The 15,545-nt window shown below is 31.1% G+C and carries 15 protein-coding genes; 12 read left to right on the top strand and 3 right to left on the bottom strand.

Translation table 11 applies throughout. The features are described from left to right. Position 1 precedes the first annotated feature (1 nt). A complete protein-coding gene (locus ACKTSW_RS12040; protein ID WP_408025498.1) occupies positions 2-457 on the bottom strand; it encodes a DUF4442 domain-containing protein in 456 nt (151 codons plus the stop codon). Between the two features lie 154 nt (positions 458-611). On the opposite strand from ACKTSW_RS12040, the gene ACKTSW_RS12035 reads away from it, so the two are divergent. The 11 genes from ACKTSW_RS12035 (at position 612) to ACKTSW_RS11985 (ending at position 12,747) form a co-directional block, all read left to right on the top strand. Further along, positions 612-1,040, top strand: coding sequence for a DUF4870 domain-containing protein (locus ACKTSW_RS12035; RefSeq protein ID WP_408025497.1), 429 nt, complete (start codon positions 612-614; stop codon positions 1,038-1,040). Positions 1,041-1,057: 17 nt separating this feature from the next. Beyond that, positions 1,058-1,402 (top strand): PadR family transcriptional regulator, encoded by a 345-nt coding sequence (locus ACKTSW_RS12030; RefSeq protein WP_408025496.1) that lies wholly within the window; start codon positions 1,058-1,060, stop codon positions 1,400-1,402. Beyond that, on the top strand, positions 1,395-3,377 hold the full coding sequence (locus tag ACKTSW_RS12025; RefSeq protein ID WP_408025495.1) for a PspC domain-containing protein: 1,983 nt from the start codon (positions 1,395-1,397) through the stop codon (positions 3,375-3,377). Before ACKTSW_RS12030 ends, ACKTSW_RS12025 begins: the two co-directional genes overlap by 8 nt. 19 nt (positions 3,378-3,396) lie before the next feature. Further along, on the top strand, positions 3,397-3,585 hold the full coding sequence (locus ACKTSW_RS12020; protein ID WP_408025494.1) for a hypothetical protein: 189 nt from the start codon (positions 3,397-3,399) through the stop codon (positions 3,583-3,585). Next, the gene (locus ACKTSW_RS12015; RefSeq protein ID WP_408025493.1) at positions 3,578-3,925 is read left to right on the top strand and encodes a nuclear transport factor 2 family protein; all 348 of its coding nucleotides are present in this window, start codon (positions 3,578-3,580) and stop codon (positions 3,923-3,925) included. The genes ACKTSW_RS12020 and ACKTSW_RS12015 overlap by 8 nt, the downstream gene beginning before the upstream one ends. Positions 3,926-4,456: 531 nt before the next feature. Next, on the top strand, positions 4,457-5,620 hold the full coding sequence (locus tag ACKTSW_RS12010; RefSeq protein WP_408025492.1) for a YCF48-related protein: 1,164 nt from the start codon (positions 4,457-4,459) through the stop codon (positions 5,618-5,620). Positions 5,621-6,041: 421 nt separating this feature from the next. After that, positions 6,042-6,740: a hypothetical protein gene (locus ACKTSW_RS12005; RefSeq protein ID WP_408025491.1), complete on the top strand. Its 699-nt coding sequence runs from the start codon at positions 6,042-6,044 to the stop codon at positions 6,738-6,740. A 544-nt stretch (positions 6,741-7,284) separates the two neighbouring features. Further along, a complete protein-coding gene (hglS, locus tag ACKTSW_RS12000; protein ID WP_408025490.1) occupies positions 7,285-8,715 on the top strand; it encodes a 2-oxoadipate dioxygenase/decarboxylase HglS in 1,431 nt (476 codons plus the stop codon). Positions 8,716-8,837: 122 nt separating this feature from the next. After that, the gene (locus ACKTSW_RS11995) at positions 8,838-9,296 is read left to right on the top strand and encodes an Lrp/AsnC family transcriptional regulator (protein WP_231128388.1); all 459 of its coding nucleotides are present in this window, start codon (positions 8,838-8,840) and stop codon (positions 9,294-9,296) included. Positions 9,297-9,333: 37 nt separating this feature from the next. Continuing rightward, on the top strand, positions 9,334-12,231 hold the full coding sequence (locus tag ACKTSW_RS11990) for an FAD-binding and (Fe-S)-binding domain-containing protein (protein ID WP_408025489.1): 2,898 nt from the start codon (positions 9,334-9,336) through the stop codon (positions 12,229-12,231). Positions 12,232-12,294: 63 nt separating this feature from the next. Beyond that, positions 12,295-12,747 carry a hypothetical protein gene (locus ACKTSW_RS11985; RefSeq protein WP_408025488.1) on the top strand — a complete coding sequence of 151 codons (453 nt, stop codon included), beginning with the start codon at positions 12,295-12,297 and terminating at the stop codon, positions 12,745-12,747. Here the strand turns inward: ACKTSW_RS11985 and ctlX are convergent. Then, positions 12,744-13,679 (bottom strand): citrulline utilization hydrolase CtlX, encoded by a 936-nt coding sequence (gene ctlX / locus ACKTSW_RS11980; RefSeq protein WP_408025487.1) that lies wholly within the window; start codon positions 13,677-13,679, stop codon positions 12,744-12,746. The genes ACKTSW_RS11985 and ctlX overlap by 4 nt on opposite strands. 8 nt (positions 13,680-13,687) lie before the next feature. Beyond that, positions 13,688-14,731: a flavin-containing monooxygenase gene (locus ACKTSW_RS11975; RefSeq protein ID WP_408025486.1), complete on the bottom strand. Its 1,044-nt coding sequence runs from the start codon at positions 14,729-14,731 to the stop codon at positions 13,688-13,690. Between the two features lie 202 nt (positions 14,732-14,933). On the opposite strand from ACKTSW_RS11975, the gene ACKTSW_RS11970 reads away from it, so the two are divergent. Beyond that, the gene (locus ACKTSW_RS11970; protein WP_408025485.1) at positions 14,934-15,512 is read left to right on the top strand and encodes a sigma factor-like helix-turn-helix DNA-binding protein; all 579 of its coding nucleotides are present in this window, start codon (positions 14,934-14,936) and stop codon (positions 15,510-15,512) included. The last annotated feature ends 33 nt before the right edge of the window (positions 15,513-15,545 follow it).

Genomic DNA, 15,545 nt, shown 5'->3' with positions numbered 1-15,545 from the left:
ACTAATTTTTAACCTTTAAACTCCATTCATATTCAAACTTTGAAACAGAAACACCTTCTTCATTAAAACCTTCTGACGTAACAATTACAGTTTGCCCCTCTCCTTTTTCAATTGCTTTTTGAATGGTTTCTCTAATCAACTTACCATCATTACACTTAAAACGAATTTTCCCTGTCGCTTTTTTAGTAAAAGTTCCATTCATATTGGTAACCAACATAGAAATATTTTTATTTGACGCATCTATTTCTTTCATAACCAAAATGCCTGTCGATAATTCTGATGCCATTCCTTGCACCGCCCAAAACATCGACTTAAAGGGGTTTTGATTTACCCACCTATGAGTAACTTTTACCTCAGAGAAATCATCAGTTATTGACGAAACTCGCACTCCTGTAAAAAAAGCAGAGGGTAATTTAAATAATAAAAAAGCATTTATTTTTTTAGGTGTAAACTTCATTTTTTCAGTATTTACGGGCAATGTACAGCTTTTTCTTTAATTATTAAACTTGATGTAAATGTTAAATTTTGTTAAATTTTAGTACCATGTATTGCATAATACCTTATAAAAGATATATATTTGCAATGTAAAGTATTATATAAATCATTTCACTATGCAACATAATAACCAAAATACCAATGCTTTTTTAATACATATTGCTGCTTTTGCAGGGTATCTATTTCCGTTAGGTAGTATTATAACTCCATTAATATTATGGCAAACCTTAAAAGAAAGAAGCTCCTTTTTAGATGAGCACGGTAAAGAAGCTGTTAACTTTAATATTAGTTATAGTCTATACATTTTTATATTAGGTCTTTCTTTTATTCCTTTTTTCTTCGGAAGAGTTTTTAATGGATTTAATGATATAGACATCGATTTTGGTGGACATCATGGATACAATGGGGTGTTTGGTTTTTTTGGACTTGCATCATTAGTAAGCGTAGTAGCATTAATTAAAGTTGCGCTCATAATCATAGCTGCTATGAAAGCTAACAAAGGAGAAATGTATCATTATCCTCTTACTATAAAATTTATAAAATAACCTATAAACCGCATTACATGAAGATAGAAAACACAAAAGCACAAATGCGTAAGGGCGTTTTAGAATATTGCATCTTATCTATTTTACAAAAAGGAGATGCTTATACCTCTGAAATACTCTCGAGCCTAAAAAGTGCAGAAATGATTGTGGTTGAAGGAACCATATATCCGTTACTTACCCGCTTAAAAAATGCAGGATTATTAAGTTACAGATGGGAAGAATCAACCTCTGGACCTCCAAGAAAATATTACGTACTCACAGAAAATGGCGGAATGTTTTTAAAAGGATTAGACAAAACGTGGCATAATTTAGTAAACGCAGTAAACCAAGTAACAAGTACAAAATCAACTAAAGATGAATAAGACAATAAATATAAACTTAGGCGGATTTTTCTTCCATATAGATGAAATTGCCTATCAGAAATTAAAACGATACTTAGACGCCATATCGCGTTCTTTGAGTGATGATCCGCAAGGGAAAAATGAAATCATAGCAGATATTGAAGCTCGTATTAGCGAGTTATTATCTGAAAGAATTACCGATGCTCGTCAAGTAGTTAATGAAGGTGATATAGAAGAAATTATTGCCATTATGGGACAACCTGAAGATTATGCCGAAGCTGAAGAAGCATATAACGAAAACACCTCTTACACCTATAATAGAAATACCTCTAGTAAAAAAATGTTTAGAGATGGTGATGATAAGTTTTTAGGCGGTGTATGTTCTGGACTAGGACACTATTTCAATATTGATGTTGTTTGGATTCGTTTAGCTTTCCTTATTTTAACATTAGCTGGCTTTGGTGTCGGAATTATAGGATATATCATTTTATGGATTATACTACCAGAAGCTAAAACTACCTCTGAAAAATTACAAATGGAAGGTGAAGCAGTTAATATTGATAACATTGAAAAAAAAATTCGTAACGAATTTGAAAACCTTTCATCGAAAGTAAAGGAAGGCGCCCATGATTTATCGGACAAAATTTCTAATGCTGATTATCAAAAACTACGCAACCAAACTAAATCTGGTTTTCAGGATTTTATAGACACTATGGGTAAAATTTTACTAGCCGTATTCAAAGTGTTTGGTAAATTTATGGGGGTTTTATTAATCTTTGTTGCTGGAGTAACTATAATATCATTATTGCTAGGCTTATTTTCAGTAGGTAGTTTAGAAATATTAAGTTTTGATAGTGAATTTGTTCATTACCCACCTTTTTTCTACGATTCTACTTTACCTAGATGGTTATTAATGACTTTCTTGTTTATTTTAATAGGAATACCATTCATCGTATTATTTATTTTAGGGTTACGAATTTTATCTCCTAATATTAAAAAACTAGGTACTACGGCTATTTTAACTTTACTAGGACTTTGGTTAGTATCATTATTAGCTATAGGTTTTTCAGGCATTGAATATGCTACTACACATGCTTACGATGGTACAAGTGTTACCAAACATAGCATAACCTACAACAAAGAAGAACCTTTAAAAATACGTGTAGTTAACGATGATAATATTTATTACAACCATAATTTACGCAATCGTAATAACGCCTTGGCTGTTTCTGTTGGTGATAAACAAGTAAAATATTCTAACAATGTAAATATTGATGTTCGTAAAAGTGAAACGGGTAATGCATATGTAGAAATCAAAAAAGCATCGGAAGGAAGAAAGCGAAACGATGCTAACAACAATGCAGAAACTATTCAATACAAGTTTAAAAGTGATAATAATACCATTGTTTTTGATGCCTTCTTTATAAGTGATTACAAAAACATCTGGAAAGATGAAGAGATTGAAGTAATTGTATACATTCCTGAAGAAACGACCGTGTATTTTGAAGGTTCATCACGTAACTTTTTAGACGATGTAAAAAACATTCAAAATGTATACGATCGTGACATGGCTAATCATCATTTTAAAATGACTTCTAAAGGTTTTGAGTGTTTAGATTGTGATGAAGAAGACATTAATAATAATGATGATGACGATGATGATTGGAACTCTGACAATGACAACGACGTAAGTTTTTTATTTGATAGCACCATAAATGATGTAAAAGCTGAGTTAATTATTACAAAAGAAACAACTAAAAAAGAGTTAGAAAAACTTGCAGACTGGTTCAAAAATCGTAAAAACATTGACATTGATTTTTCTGATTCAGATTTTTATCCAGATGGAAAAATTAAAACCTACTCTTTAACAGTAGATTGTAATGACGGGTTTAATGGTAACAGCACCTACAAAGGAATAGTAATTGGTAACGGTAAACATGGGTTTACCAGAAAATATAACGAAGAAGATAAAAGCTTAGCTTTTAAAATTTGGTAAACGCATAAACTGAAAAACTATGAACAATTTATTTGACTTCTTCTTTAAAGGTAGCTTTTTTATGAAAATTGTTACTTTACTATACACGCTCTTGCTATCATGGGCTATGAATGGGCAGGTACAAGAAATTCCAAATTACAAACCTGTTAATATTGATTTGCACAATCAAATTGTAAAATTTGCACAATCAAATTGTAAAAATGGATAGCATTTTTTTTAATGCTTACAATACATGTGATATACAAACACAGACTGATATGTTAAGCAATGACATAGAGTTTTTTTATGATAAAGGAGGTGTATCGACCTCTAAAAGTGATATCGTGGCATCTACTAAAAAGAATATTTGTGGTAAGGTTACCCGTACTTTAATAAAAGGAAGTATTGAGGTATATCCTATACACCAATACGGAGCTGTGGAGATTGGATATCATAAATTTTTCAACAACCAAGAACCCGATGCCAAATCTATTCCTAGTAAGTTTATTACCATATGGAAAAAAGAACACAACAAATGGCTCATGACAAAAGTTATTAGCCTGCATTAACATATAGTTGACACTAACAACATTAGTTCATTGGTTAGCTAACTCCGATGACACTAATACTTGGTTTTATTAGTTTAAAAGTCAAAGCTGTACAGCTTTGACTTTTTTAGTACTAGTTATTTTATTCATCTCTCCTCTTATCTTTTTTTTATACTTGGGAAGAGTAAAAACAATTAACTATATAATTTATATAGGATATATTAAGCCCATATATCAATGTATTTTATTTCTTAAGTCTAATTAAAAATATTTAAATCACATTTTATGAAACAAGAAAATAAGGAAATGATCATTTTATACTAGAAAAAGCTTATAAACCTACATGAAATAACACCTCAATTAAGTTTGAGGTGTTATTCTCCTTACCATTAGAATATTACTCATAAGCTTAACTATTACAAATAGCTAAAAAGATATTCTTTGTTATTAAGGCTTTAAACCTGTTTTTTTTATGTTTGCACAACACAAACCATACAAAACTTGTATAGTTAGAATGTACCAAGTACAAACAGATAAAAATTACTTAGAATAATGAAAATAACCCAATTACCTATCTTATTATTTACAATTACTCTTTTCTACTCTTGTATCAATAATAAATCAAACAAAAATGACCTTATCCCAAAAACATACAAGGTTAGTAAAAGCTTTATACCAATAAATAAGGCTCCTGGAATAGAATACAATACTTATAATAATATTACCCAGAATCAATATAAATTTACCAATACATCCTCTAAACAAGAAGTTTCGATACTACATCATTTAGATGAAACTGGATTTCATTTTTATCAAGGCCTTAAGTTTAAAAATAACAACCTTGGTGTTATAGTTGGCGGAACTCGATTAAGAGCTAGAATTACCCTAAATGGTGGAAAAAACTGGAAAGAGATTAGTTTTTCTAGGTTTGCTAACTCTTTTCAATCTATAGATTTTTCTGGAAATAATATTTTTATAGTTGGGGCTAGTAACTATATATATAAAAGTGAAGATTTTGGGAAAAATTGGAGTGTTTTTGATACTAAATACTTTTTTAAAGAAAATCAAAGTAGGTATCAAAAATTCAAATATTACAAAATTAGATTTTTAACAGAAAAAATAGGCTTTATTATTGGAGAACATGAACACCATTCCGTTATATTAAAAACAATAGATAGAGGTGAAACCTGGAAAATAATTAAAAACAATAACCTTCCTAAAAATGAAAAAGGTATATCAGATATAGCTATAATTTCTGCTGATGAACTAATAATAACCACATTATCTGGGAAATGTTATAAAAGTATTGATGGAGGAGTTAACTGGCAACTTCTCTACTCTGAAGAAAATACTACATTATCATCTATTGCCTTTTTTAATTCTAGAACTGGTTTTATTGGTGGTTCAAACAATGTATTAATGTATACAAATGACTCAGGGAAAACTTGGAAAAAAATACATATGCCTTATGGAGAAATATCTGATATAGTTATTCATGAAGATAATGCGTTTATTACAACCTCTTTTCAAGCTTTAGATGAAGCTAAATCATTTATATTTAAAATTGACAGTAAAGGAACAAATACTCCTCTCCCTTTTTTAACAAAAAAAGATGATTCTGTGTTTTTTGAAGCAAACTCATACGCTATTCAGACACTGAATAATCATATTTATATTCTAGATAAAAATAATTTGTATCGAACAATTATAAATTAAAAAAACAACTTCTTTTAGACAAGAAACATCAACCTCTATTAGGCTTGGGGTATTGTCCCAATACTAATGGAATACCTTTTTTATATTATATAGTTAATCTAGCATATACTAGTCACAAACAAGGCTTATCTATATCATATATATTAACGTTAATTTGAAAAGTAACTTCCTTAATACTTGTTCTTTTCATCTCTTTCATTATTGTTAATTCTCAAAATAAAGATTCAGGTTTTATTCATTTAATTAATGGTTTAGAAGGTGCTTTATTTGATGTTTTACAAAAAATATAGTTTGAAGATGTACAAGAAAAAATTGCTAACTTGCCCATTATTGATAATCACATAAAACCTTTAACAGTAATATTGAGAGAGTTATTAGCTTCAAATAACTTTACACTAATTTAGATTAATATAACTACATTATGACTGCCAAAAATATTATTAAATTAATATTAACTCAATTACTGATTCTTATTTCAATAGAATCATTTTCTCAAGATATTCATAAGCCCTATGACAACCAAAAGGCAACAGTTGAATTAAACGGTATAGCTAAAAAAATTAAGAATGGATTACCGTATAAAATTAATCCAAACTTAGTCCAGTATATTTATACACAACAAGATAAATTTCCAGAAATACCAGCAAATTCAAATTCTAGAACCAAGATGGGAATTCTAGCGCCCACCTATGCGAAAATTAACTTAATTCTAAAATCTCAATTGAATCAACCTCAGGGTTCAATATCTAAAGAACAAGCAATGTTAGCTGCTAGTATTGGGTATCAATCTATAAAAATAATTTCCTTATCAAATGATTTTATCAAATCACTAAGTAAGGATTCTTACAATTACAAAACTCGGGTAAGAGGATATAATCAAGGAATCAAGGGGTTACAAGAGTTACTTACAGGGTATATTACTATGACATTTTTAGAAAATAAAAATCAAGAGGTAGATGACATACTAATTTCAAGTCTTAGAAATTTCGCACCCAAAATAATTAATAAATTTCCTAAAGATAAAAAAGAACATACAATCGAGTTGCTTAAAGCATTAATTAAAGGGAAAGAGGATATAAGGTTAAAAAATGAGTTTACTAATTTTATGGAACTCCTATAAAAAAATAAACCTGCCAACAACAGATAAAAAACAATAGGTATAAACCTTTAGGAAATAAGAATTCTTAAAATAAGACGCCTAGGTGTTAAAAACATGTAGTATTATATTACTGTTCTTATCCAGAAACGTTACACCAATATAAAACCCCGAAGTTATGGGGTTTTAGTATTATATATAATTATGAAAACTATTGTAATTTCATATCAGTACTTTCAAAAATTTTATCCGTAAAACCTGCTATAAAACCAGGGGATACCTCACCATTTTCCATTGGATAACGAAAAGCAAAACTCATAGTAGCAAGAAGTTATTTCTTTTGTTGCTTATTCTCTAATAGAATTAAAAAAACTGAAATATTTTACTAAGTCCTATGTCAAATTGACTTTTAAAAAATACTTTTTTTGTAAAAATTATCTTTTTGGTTAAAAAAAACACATTTGAAAAAGTAAATTAACTCAAAATAAACACCAATAAAACAAAATTTATTTTTATGTATACTAAAAAAAATTAAATTCATTTAATTTGTAACAAATTCCAATAAACTATGTCATCAAAAAATAAACTAGAAAGTTTTACTAATACAACTGAAGAATTTGTATCTCCAGAGTACATTCGTAACCGCTTCTCTAAAATTATGTCTGATATGTACAAGAAAGAGGTACCACTTTATGGTGAGCTACTTGATTTGGTTCATGGCATTAATGATAATGTTCTTTCAGAGTCTAAAGAAATTGAAGAGCAGTTAGCACATACTGGAGAATTAACTCGACTAGATATGGAACGCCACGGAGCAATTCGTTTAGGTAAGCCCTATGAGCTATTTACAATGAGGCGTCTGTTCAAAGTTATGGGAATGTATTCTGTTGGTTACTATGATTTAGCCCCGGCTGGTGTTCCTGTTCATTCTACGGCGTTTAGAGCTATTGAAAGCACTGCTCTTAATCAAGCTCCATTCAGAGTTTTTACCTCTTTACTACGTATAGATTTAATTGATGATGCTCAGCTTCGTAACAATGTTGAAACTATTTTAGAAAAACGTCAAATTTTTACAGAAAAAGTTTTACAACTCATTGATAAATCTGAAAAAGAAGGAGGTTTAAATAAAGAAGATGCCGAAACCTTTGTTCTAGAAGCATTAGAAACTTTTCGTTGGCACGATACTGCTACCGTGGATTATGAAATGTACGAAGCTTTACTAAAGCAGCACAGATTAATTGCTGATGTAGTTGCTTTCAAAGGACCTCACATCAACCACCTAACTCCTAGAACTTTAGATATAGATAAGGTGCAAGTAAGCATGGAGGCTCGTAATATTCCACCAAAAGACAATATAGAAGGGCCTCCTGTAAGAAAATGCCCTATTTTACTACGCCAAACAAGTTTTAAAGCATTGACCGAAAAAGTAACTTTTAAAAACAATGTTGAAAAAGAAGAAATAGGCGAACACAAAGCTCGTTTTGGTGAGATTGAACAACGTGGTGCAGCATTAACTCAAAAAGGACTTGACATGTATCATGAGTTGTTAGGTAAAACACGTAAAGCTATTGGTGGATCACCAACTGCCGAAAATGCCTCAGAATACAATGAGTTACTAGCAGAAAATTTTAAAGTTTTCCCTGATAACTACAAAGAGTTACAATCAAAAGAATTGGCTTATTTCCATTACTTTACTACAGATAAAGTAAAAACGTTATCTAAAAACAAAGTGTATACAAAAGTAGATGTAAACCAATTATTAGAAGACGGTTATTTAAGCATAGAACCTATGGTATACGAAGATTTCTTACCTGTAAGTGCAGCAGGAATTTTTGCTTCAAACTTAGGAACAGATGATGCTAAACGTGAATATGAAGGTACTTCTAATCAATCATTATTTGAAAAAGATTTAGGTGAACCTGTTTATAAGTTAACAAAATGGTATGAAAATATGCAAGATGAAAGCATACAAAACTGCTTGGCAGTAATAAATGCTTAATCATAAAATTAAGTATTGAAAAAGTGTAGCCGTATATTTGTATTTTCGGCTACACTTTTTTCGTTAAAAACGATTGTTTATCTTGTAGCTTATATTAAGTTTATCCTAACAAAATTATTCTTTTGGAAAATCAATTTGATTATATAGACAAACAAATACTATCAAAACTTCGTTTAGATGCTCGTAAAGCCTATTCGCAAATTGCTGATGAATTAAAGGTTTCTAACTCACTAATTCATCAACGTATTAAAAAATTAACTGCAGAAGGTGTAATTAAAAATGCGGAGTTTGTTTTAGAGGAAAAAAGCTTAGGATATAAAACCAAATCATACACAGGTATTAGATTGCGTGAGGCTCGCTTTGCTAAAGAAGTAATGCATGAATTGGAAAAAATACCTGAGATAACCGAATGTAATTTTGTTTCTGGTTACTACGCTATTTTTATTTTAATCTTTGCTAGAGACAATGAACATTTACAAAAAATACTATACGATAACGTACATTTGATTAAAGGAGTGGCAGGAACCGATACCTTTATATGTTTCGATACCTGTTTTAAGCGTCACATTCCAATAGAATAATTAACAACAGTACCCACCTTTTTAGGTTTTTAAAATAATGACACAAACAATACAACTTGAAACGTTCAAAAAATCATTAACTGGTGAACTATTCTTTGACGACCTACATAAAAATATTTACGCAACCGATGCTTCGGTATATCGTAAAATTCCGTTAGCAGTAGCCTATCCTAAAAATATACAAGACATTCAACTGTTAATTGATTTTGCTACAAAAAACAACATCACCTTAATTCCGCGTACAGCAGGAACTTCGTTAGCAGGACAGTGTGTAGGTGACGGAATTGTAGTAGACGTTTCTAAACACTTTACCAACATTTTGGCTTTTGATGAAATTAACAAAACCATTACGGTAGAACCAGGAATTATTCGCGATGATTTAAACCGCTTTTTAAAACCTTTCGGATTGTTTTTTGGTCCGAATACCTCAACCTCTAACCGTTGTATGATTGGTGGAATGGTAGGTAACAACTCTTCAGGAAGTACTTCTATACGTTACGGAGTTACTCGTGATAAAGTAATTGCTATCCAAGGATTATTAAGTGATGGTAGTGAAATTACTTTTTCTGAAATTACTTCAGCTGAATTCAATCAAAAGAAAATAGAAAATTCGTTAGAAGGAAACATCTATCGAGCAATTTATACTGAACTTTCTCAAGAAGCTGTTCAGCAAGAAATAAAAAAAGAATTCCCGAAGGAAAGCATTCACCGAAGAAATACTGGGTATGCAGTTGACGAGTTTTTAACTTCCGATTTATTTGGCGGAACTGAAGCAACTATCAATCCTGCAAAATTCTTATCAGGAAGTGAAGGAACCTTAGTGTTCTCTACCGCTATTACTATTCAGTTAGATAATCTTCCTCCTGCGCAAAGCATCATGGTATGCCCGCATTTTACCAGTGTAAACGAAAGTTTAAAAGCTACCGTTACCACTATGAAACATACACTTTATGCTTGTGAATTGATGGATAAGGTAATCTTAGACTGTACTAAAAACAATCGCGAACAATCGAAAAATCGTTTCTTTTTACAAGGAGATCCTGAAGCTGTATTAATGTTAGAAGTTTCTGCTGATACCATTGAAGAAGCAGAAGTACTAGCCGATAAACTTATTGAAGATTTAAAAACAAACAACTTTGGATACCACTATCCTAAAGTGTATGGTGAAGACATTGCTAAAGTACATCAACTACGAAAAGCTGGTTTAGGATTATTAGGGAATATAATGGGAGACGATAAAGCGGTAGCTTGTATTGAAGACACTGCTGTAGCCTTAGAAGATTTACCCACTTATATTGAGGAGTTTACTAAAATTATGGATACATACCAGCAAAGAGCGGTGTATTATGCACACGCAGGAGCTGGTGAACTACACTTACGCCCTATTTTGAATTTAAAGAAACAGGAAGATGTGGTACTGTTCAGAAAAATAACTACTGAAACTGCGAAGTTAGTTAAGAAATATCAAGGATCGTTTAGTGGTGAACATGGCGATGGTATTGTACGTGCAGAATTTATTCCGTTAATGATTGGTGACAAAAACTACCAATTATTACGAAGAATAAAAAAAGCATTTGACCCGAACAATGTGTTCAACAAAGGAAAAATTACCGATGCTTTTCCGATGGATCAAAGTTTACGTTATGAGGTTGACCGAAACGAACCTGAGATAGCAACTATTCAAGATTTTTCAGATAGTGAAGGTATTTTAAAACTGGCTGAAAAATGTAATGGTTCTGGTGATTGTCGTAAATCTCCTGAAGCTGGAGGAACATTATGCCCAAGTTACCGAGCTACTCGTAACGAAAAGGAAACTACTCGTGCTAGAGCCAATACTCTTCGTGAAGTATTAACCAACAACACTGCTAAAAACAAGTTCGACTCAAAAGAGCTAAAACAAGTTTTAGACTTGTGTTTAAGTTGTAAAGCTTGTGCTAGTGAATGTCCTAGTAATGTAGATATTGCCTCTATGAAAGCAGAGTTCTTGTATCAATACCAAGAAACAAATGGCTATTCTTTTCGAAGTAAATTATTTGCTAACAACGCTAAATACAATAAATTAGGTAGTAAGTTTCCAATACTAACAAATTTCTTTACCAATACTACCATAGCTAAAAAAATTATGGGGGTTGCCACAGAACGTTCGGTTCCTAAGTTAGCAAAACACCCCTTAAGTTCTTGGTTGAAAAAACACAATACCAAACCTACCAATAAAACGGTATATTTATTCAACGATGAATTTACCAACTATTACGATGCTGAAATTGGTAAAGATGCTGTTATTGTATTAGAAAAGCTTGGATACCAGGTAAAAACTGTGAATCACCAAGAAAGCGGACGTAGTTATATTTCTAAAGGTTTTTTAAAGGAAGCTAAAGAAATTGCAAATAAAAACGTGACTACTTTTAAAGAAATAATTTCTGAAGAAACTCCACTAATTGGAATAGAGCCTTCTGCTATTTTAACTTTTAGAGATGAGTATATACGTTTAGCTGACAATAAAACTGCTGCTGAACAAATTGCTAAAAATGTGTTTACTATTGAAGAGTTTTTGGCTAATGAACATACTAACGGTTTTATAGACACAACTAAATTTAATAATGATGAAAAAGAACTTAAAATACACGGACATTGCCATCAAAAAGCATTGTCTAGTACCCATGCTTCCTTTTCTATTTTAAACATTCCTAAAAACTACAAGGTGACCATTATGAATACAGGTTGTTGTGGTATGGCAGGTTCTTTCGGGTACGAGAAAGAACATTATAAGGTAAGTATGCAAGTGGGTGAAGACACCTTGTTTCCAAAAATTAGAAACTTTTCTGATACTACAGAAATAATAGCTGCTGGCACAAGTTGTCGTCATCAAATTTACGATGGCACGAAGCGTTTAGCAAAACACCCTGTAACAATATTGAAGGAAGCTTTGTTGTAAAAAATTGATTTTAAGTTTATTATTTTGTACTTTTAAGATAGTTAATTCTTAAAACGTACTATTATGACAAGTAAAAAAATCATCTTTAATAATGCGTTGTTAATTTTTGCAGGCATTGTTAGTTTCTTTTTAGTAATGAAAATCTTAGGACTAGACAGTATTTCTGAACTTCGTTTCTTAAATTTTGTTTTTGTACTCTGGGGTATTAACAGAGCTATTAAGACAAACATAATGACCAATCATGAATCGTCATATTTTAGCAATTTTTTATTAGGGGCAGGTACTTCTATAATTGCTGTAGGCTTAACCATCTTAGGGTTAATTATTTATGTAGACTTTATTGATGCTAGCTTTATGGCAGTACTTGAAAAGTCTTCTTTTTGGGGACAAAATTTAAGTTTACCATTGGTTGTTTTTGCCTTAGCTATTGAAGGAGTTGCTTCTTCAGTAATCTGTTCATTTATTTTAATGCAGTACTATAAAAATCACAAAGTCTCTAATACAATGGTTACTTAGGCTTTTGGTAAAAAAACTTCAGCCATCATGCAACGCGCACTTCCACCACCACAGATTTCTATAGTTTCTAGAGAACTGTGTAGTACTTTACAGTGCTTTTCTATGGCTTGTGTTTGATTAGGTTTTAGCGAGTTAAAAGCTGAAGAACTCATTACCAAATAAGGTTCGTTATTCGCTCCTTTAACTTGTAACATATTTCCTGCAAATTGTGTTACTTGTTTTTCTGATATAGCAATGACTTCTTTTCTGTCCGACTTTAAATGTTTTAATAAATTTTTCTTTTCTTTTTTATCATCTATCGAGTCTAAACATACTACGGCAAAAGTTGCTGCTACACACATCATTACATTGGTATGATAAATAGCCTCTCTACTTCCCTCGACTGTTTGGTTTGCTGTAAAAATTACAGGTGTATATTCAAAATCTTCACAAAATTCAATAAATAGTTCTTCATCAGCACGAGGAGATAAAGCACAATAGGCTTTACGATTGGTACGATCTAAAATCATACTTCCAGTTCCTTCTAAGAAAACTTCTTCCTCTTCTGCTTGCGAATAATCTACAACATTTTCTATTACAAAACCTTTATCTTCTAATATCTCTAACACATCTTCTCTACGCTCTAAACGTCTATTCTCTGCAAACATTGGGTAGATAGCTACATCTCCATTTTCATGAAATGAAATCCAGTTATTTGGAAATAATGCATCGGGGGTATTTGGTTCTTTAGTATCATCAACAACTACTACATTAACCCCAACAACTTGTAGTTTTTCAACAAAAACATCAAACTCTTCTTGTGCTTTAGCATTAATTGATGCAGGTAACATTCCTGACAATTCTTGTTGGTAATAATTATTTACTGCTGTTTGTTCGTTCATCCTAAAGTTGGTTGGACGAACCATTACTATCGTATTTGTTGTTTGTTGCATGCGAAATATTATTTTTTACTAATCACATCTGCCAAATAGCTAGCGTCTTTTGACACTCCTCCTAAGGTAGCAGATCCACGTGTATACATCCAAGGTAATCCTATAAAATACAAGCCTTCAATATTACTCACTCCTCTATAGTTTTTTGGATAATTATTTGAATCTAACTCCAAACCTTCTATCCACTTAAAGTTAGGACGATATCCTGTTGCCCAAATAATATTTTTTATAGATGTTATACTCCTATTCTCAAAAACAACTTCATTTGCTAACGCATCTTTTGTTCTTCCTACTGGTATTACATTTTCTCGAGATAAAATTTCTTTTACATTGGTACCAATTACAGGTTGTAAAGAGCTGCTTATTTTTTTTCCTATCCAACTGTATTTGTTAAACCTTAAAAAACCTATAAGCGTAAACCACCACCATAAAGTTTTCCCTAAGAACTGCTGCGGTAAGGTTTTTACCTTGGTTTCTCCTGAAAAATATACCTTTTTGGAGTTTTTATATTTAGAAACTTCATCTAAAATTTGATATCCTGAATCTCCTCCTCCAACAACTAACACGTCTCCTTCTTGCAACTGTTCACTATTTTTATAGTAATTACTGTGCATTTGTAATATATCTTCGGATAGTTTTGTATGACAAGGTGGTGTATACGGTATATGAAACGGACCTGTTGCTACAATCACATTTTTTGCTACAATTTCTCCATCAGCATAGACTACATGAAATCCTTTTGCTGATTTTTTCACTGAAGTTACTAAGGTATTCAGTTGCACTGGAATATCAAACTTCTTTACATACGATTTAAAGTAATCGCTAACCTCATATTTTGTTGGGTAATGACCTTTAGGGGCTTTAAATCTTAAACCTGGTAAGTGATTATATTCGGTTGGTGTAAATAATTTTAAAGAATCCCATCTATTAAGCCAAGAGGCTCCTATTTCTTCTTCTCCATCTACTACTATAAAATTTTTTTCCATCTTTTTTAAGTGGTAAGCCATGGATAAGCCTGCTTGTGCTCCACCTATAATCACAAAATCTAACATCTAAAATCATTTTCATTATGGAAGGCGAAGATAGAGACTTTAAACAAGCACATCAAACTTTTCTATGGGTTTCATTATTTCTTAATAAGCTAGTTATTTTTTAATTTAGTTAAAAAACAGTAACTTTAAAATTACTAACATATAACGTAATTTAATAGTTTTTTTTAGATAACTAACTGTTTTAACAAACAAAAGTCTAGTAATGACATTTACTAAAATTTGGAATACTCATGAGGGCCATTTGCGAAACTTTATCAAGACAAAAATTGATAATGAGACTATGGTAGATGATCTTTTACAAGAGGTTGGTATCAAGTTATTGGATAACCTGAAACGAAAAACTACCATTCACAATTATAAAACTTGGCTTTTTCAGGTTACTAGAAATACTATTGCTGATTATTATAGAACAAACAAGAAACGTTTTGAAGTTTCAAATTATCAAACCATTACCAAAAATAACTCAGAAAACTCTTGTGTTTGTGATTTATCTGGGTTTATTATTCAAACATACCTTCCAGAGAAGTATAGCAAACCTCTTTATTTAAGTGATGTTGAACAAATACCGCAACAAGAAGTTGCGAACATGCTTAATTTAAGTTTAACAGCAACAAAATCTAGAATACAAAGAGGAAGAAAAAAATTACAGGAAACAGTAAGTAACTGTGTAAATATTTTTTACAACAACAAAGGTCAAATCTATGATTTTCAACTAAAAGAAAGCTGTGAACTTCCTCTAGAATTAAAAAATGAAATGATTAGGTTAAATTTAATGCCATAATTTTGCATCTTTTTTAATTGTTTAAACGACTAC

Origin of the sequence: Tenacibaculum sediminilitoris, from assembly GCF_964513795.1 — a bacterium.
Taxonomy (GTDB): Bacteria; Bacteroidota; Bacteroidia; order Flavobacteriales; family Flavobacteriaceae; genus Polaribacter; species Polaribacter sediminilitoris.
Note: the sequence above shows the minus strand (reverse complement) of the source record. Positions and strands in the feature narration are given on the sequence as shown.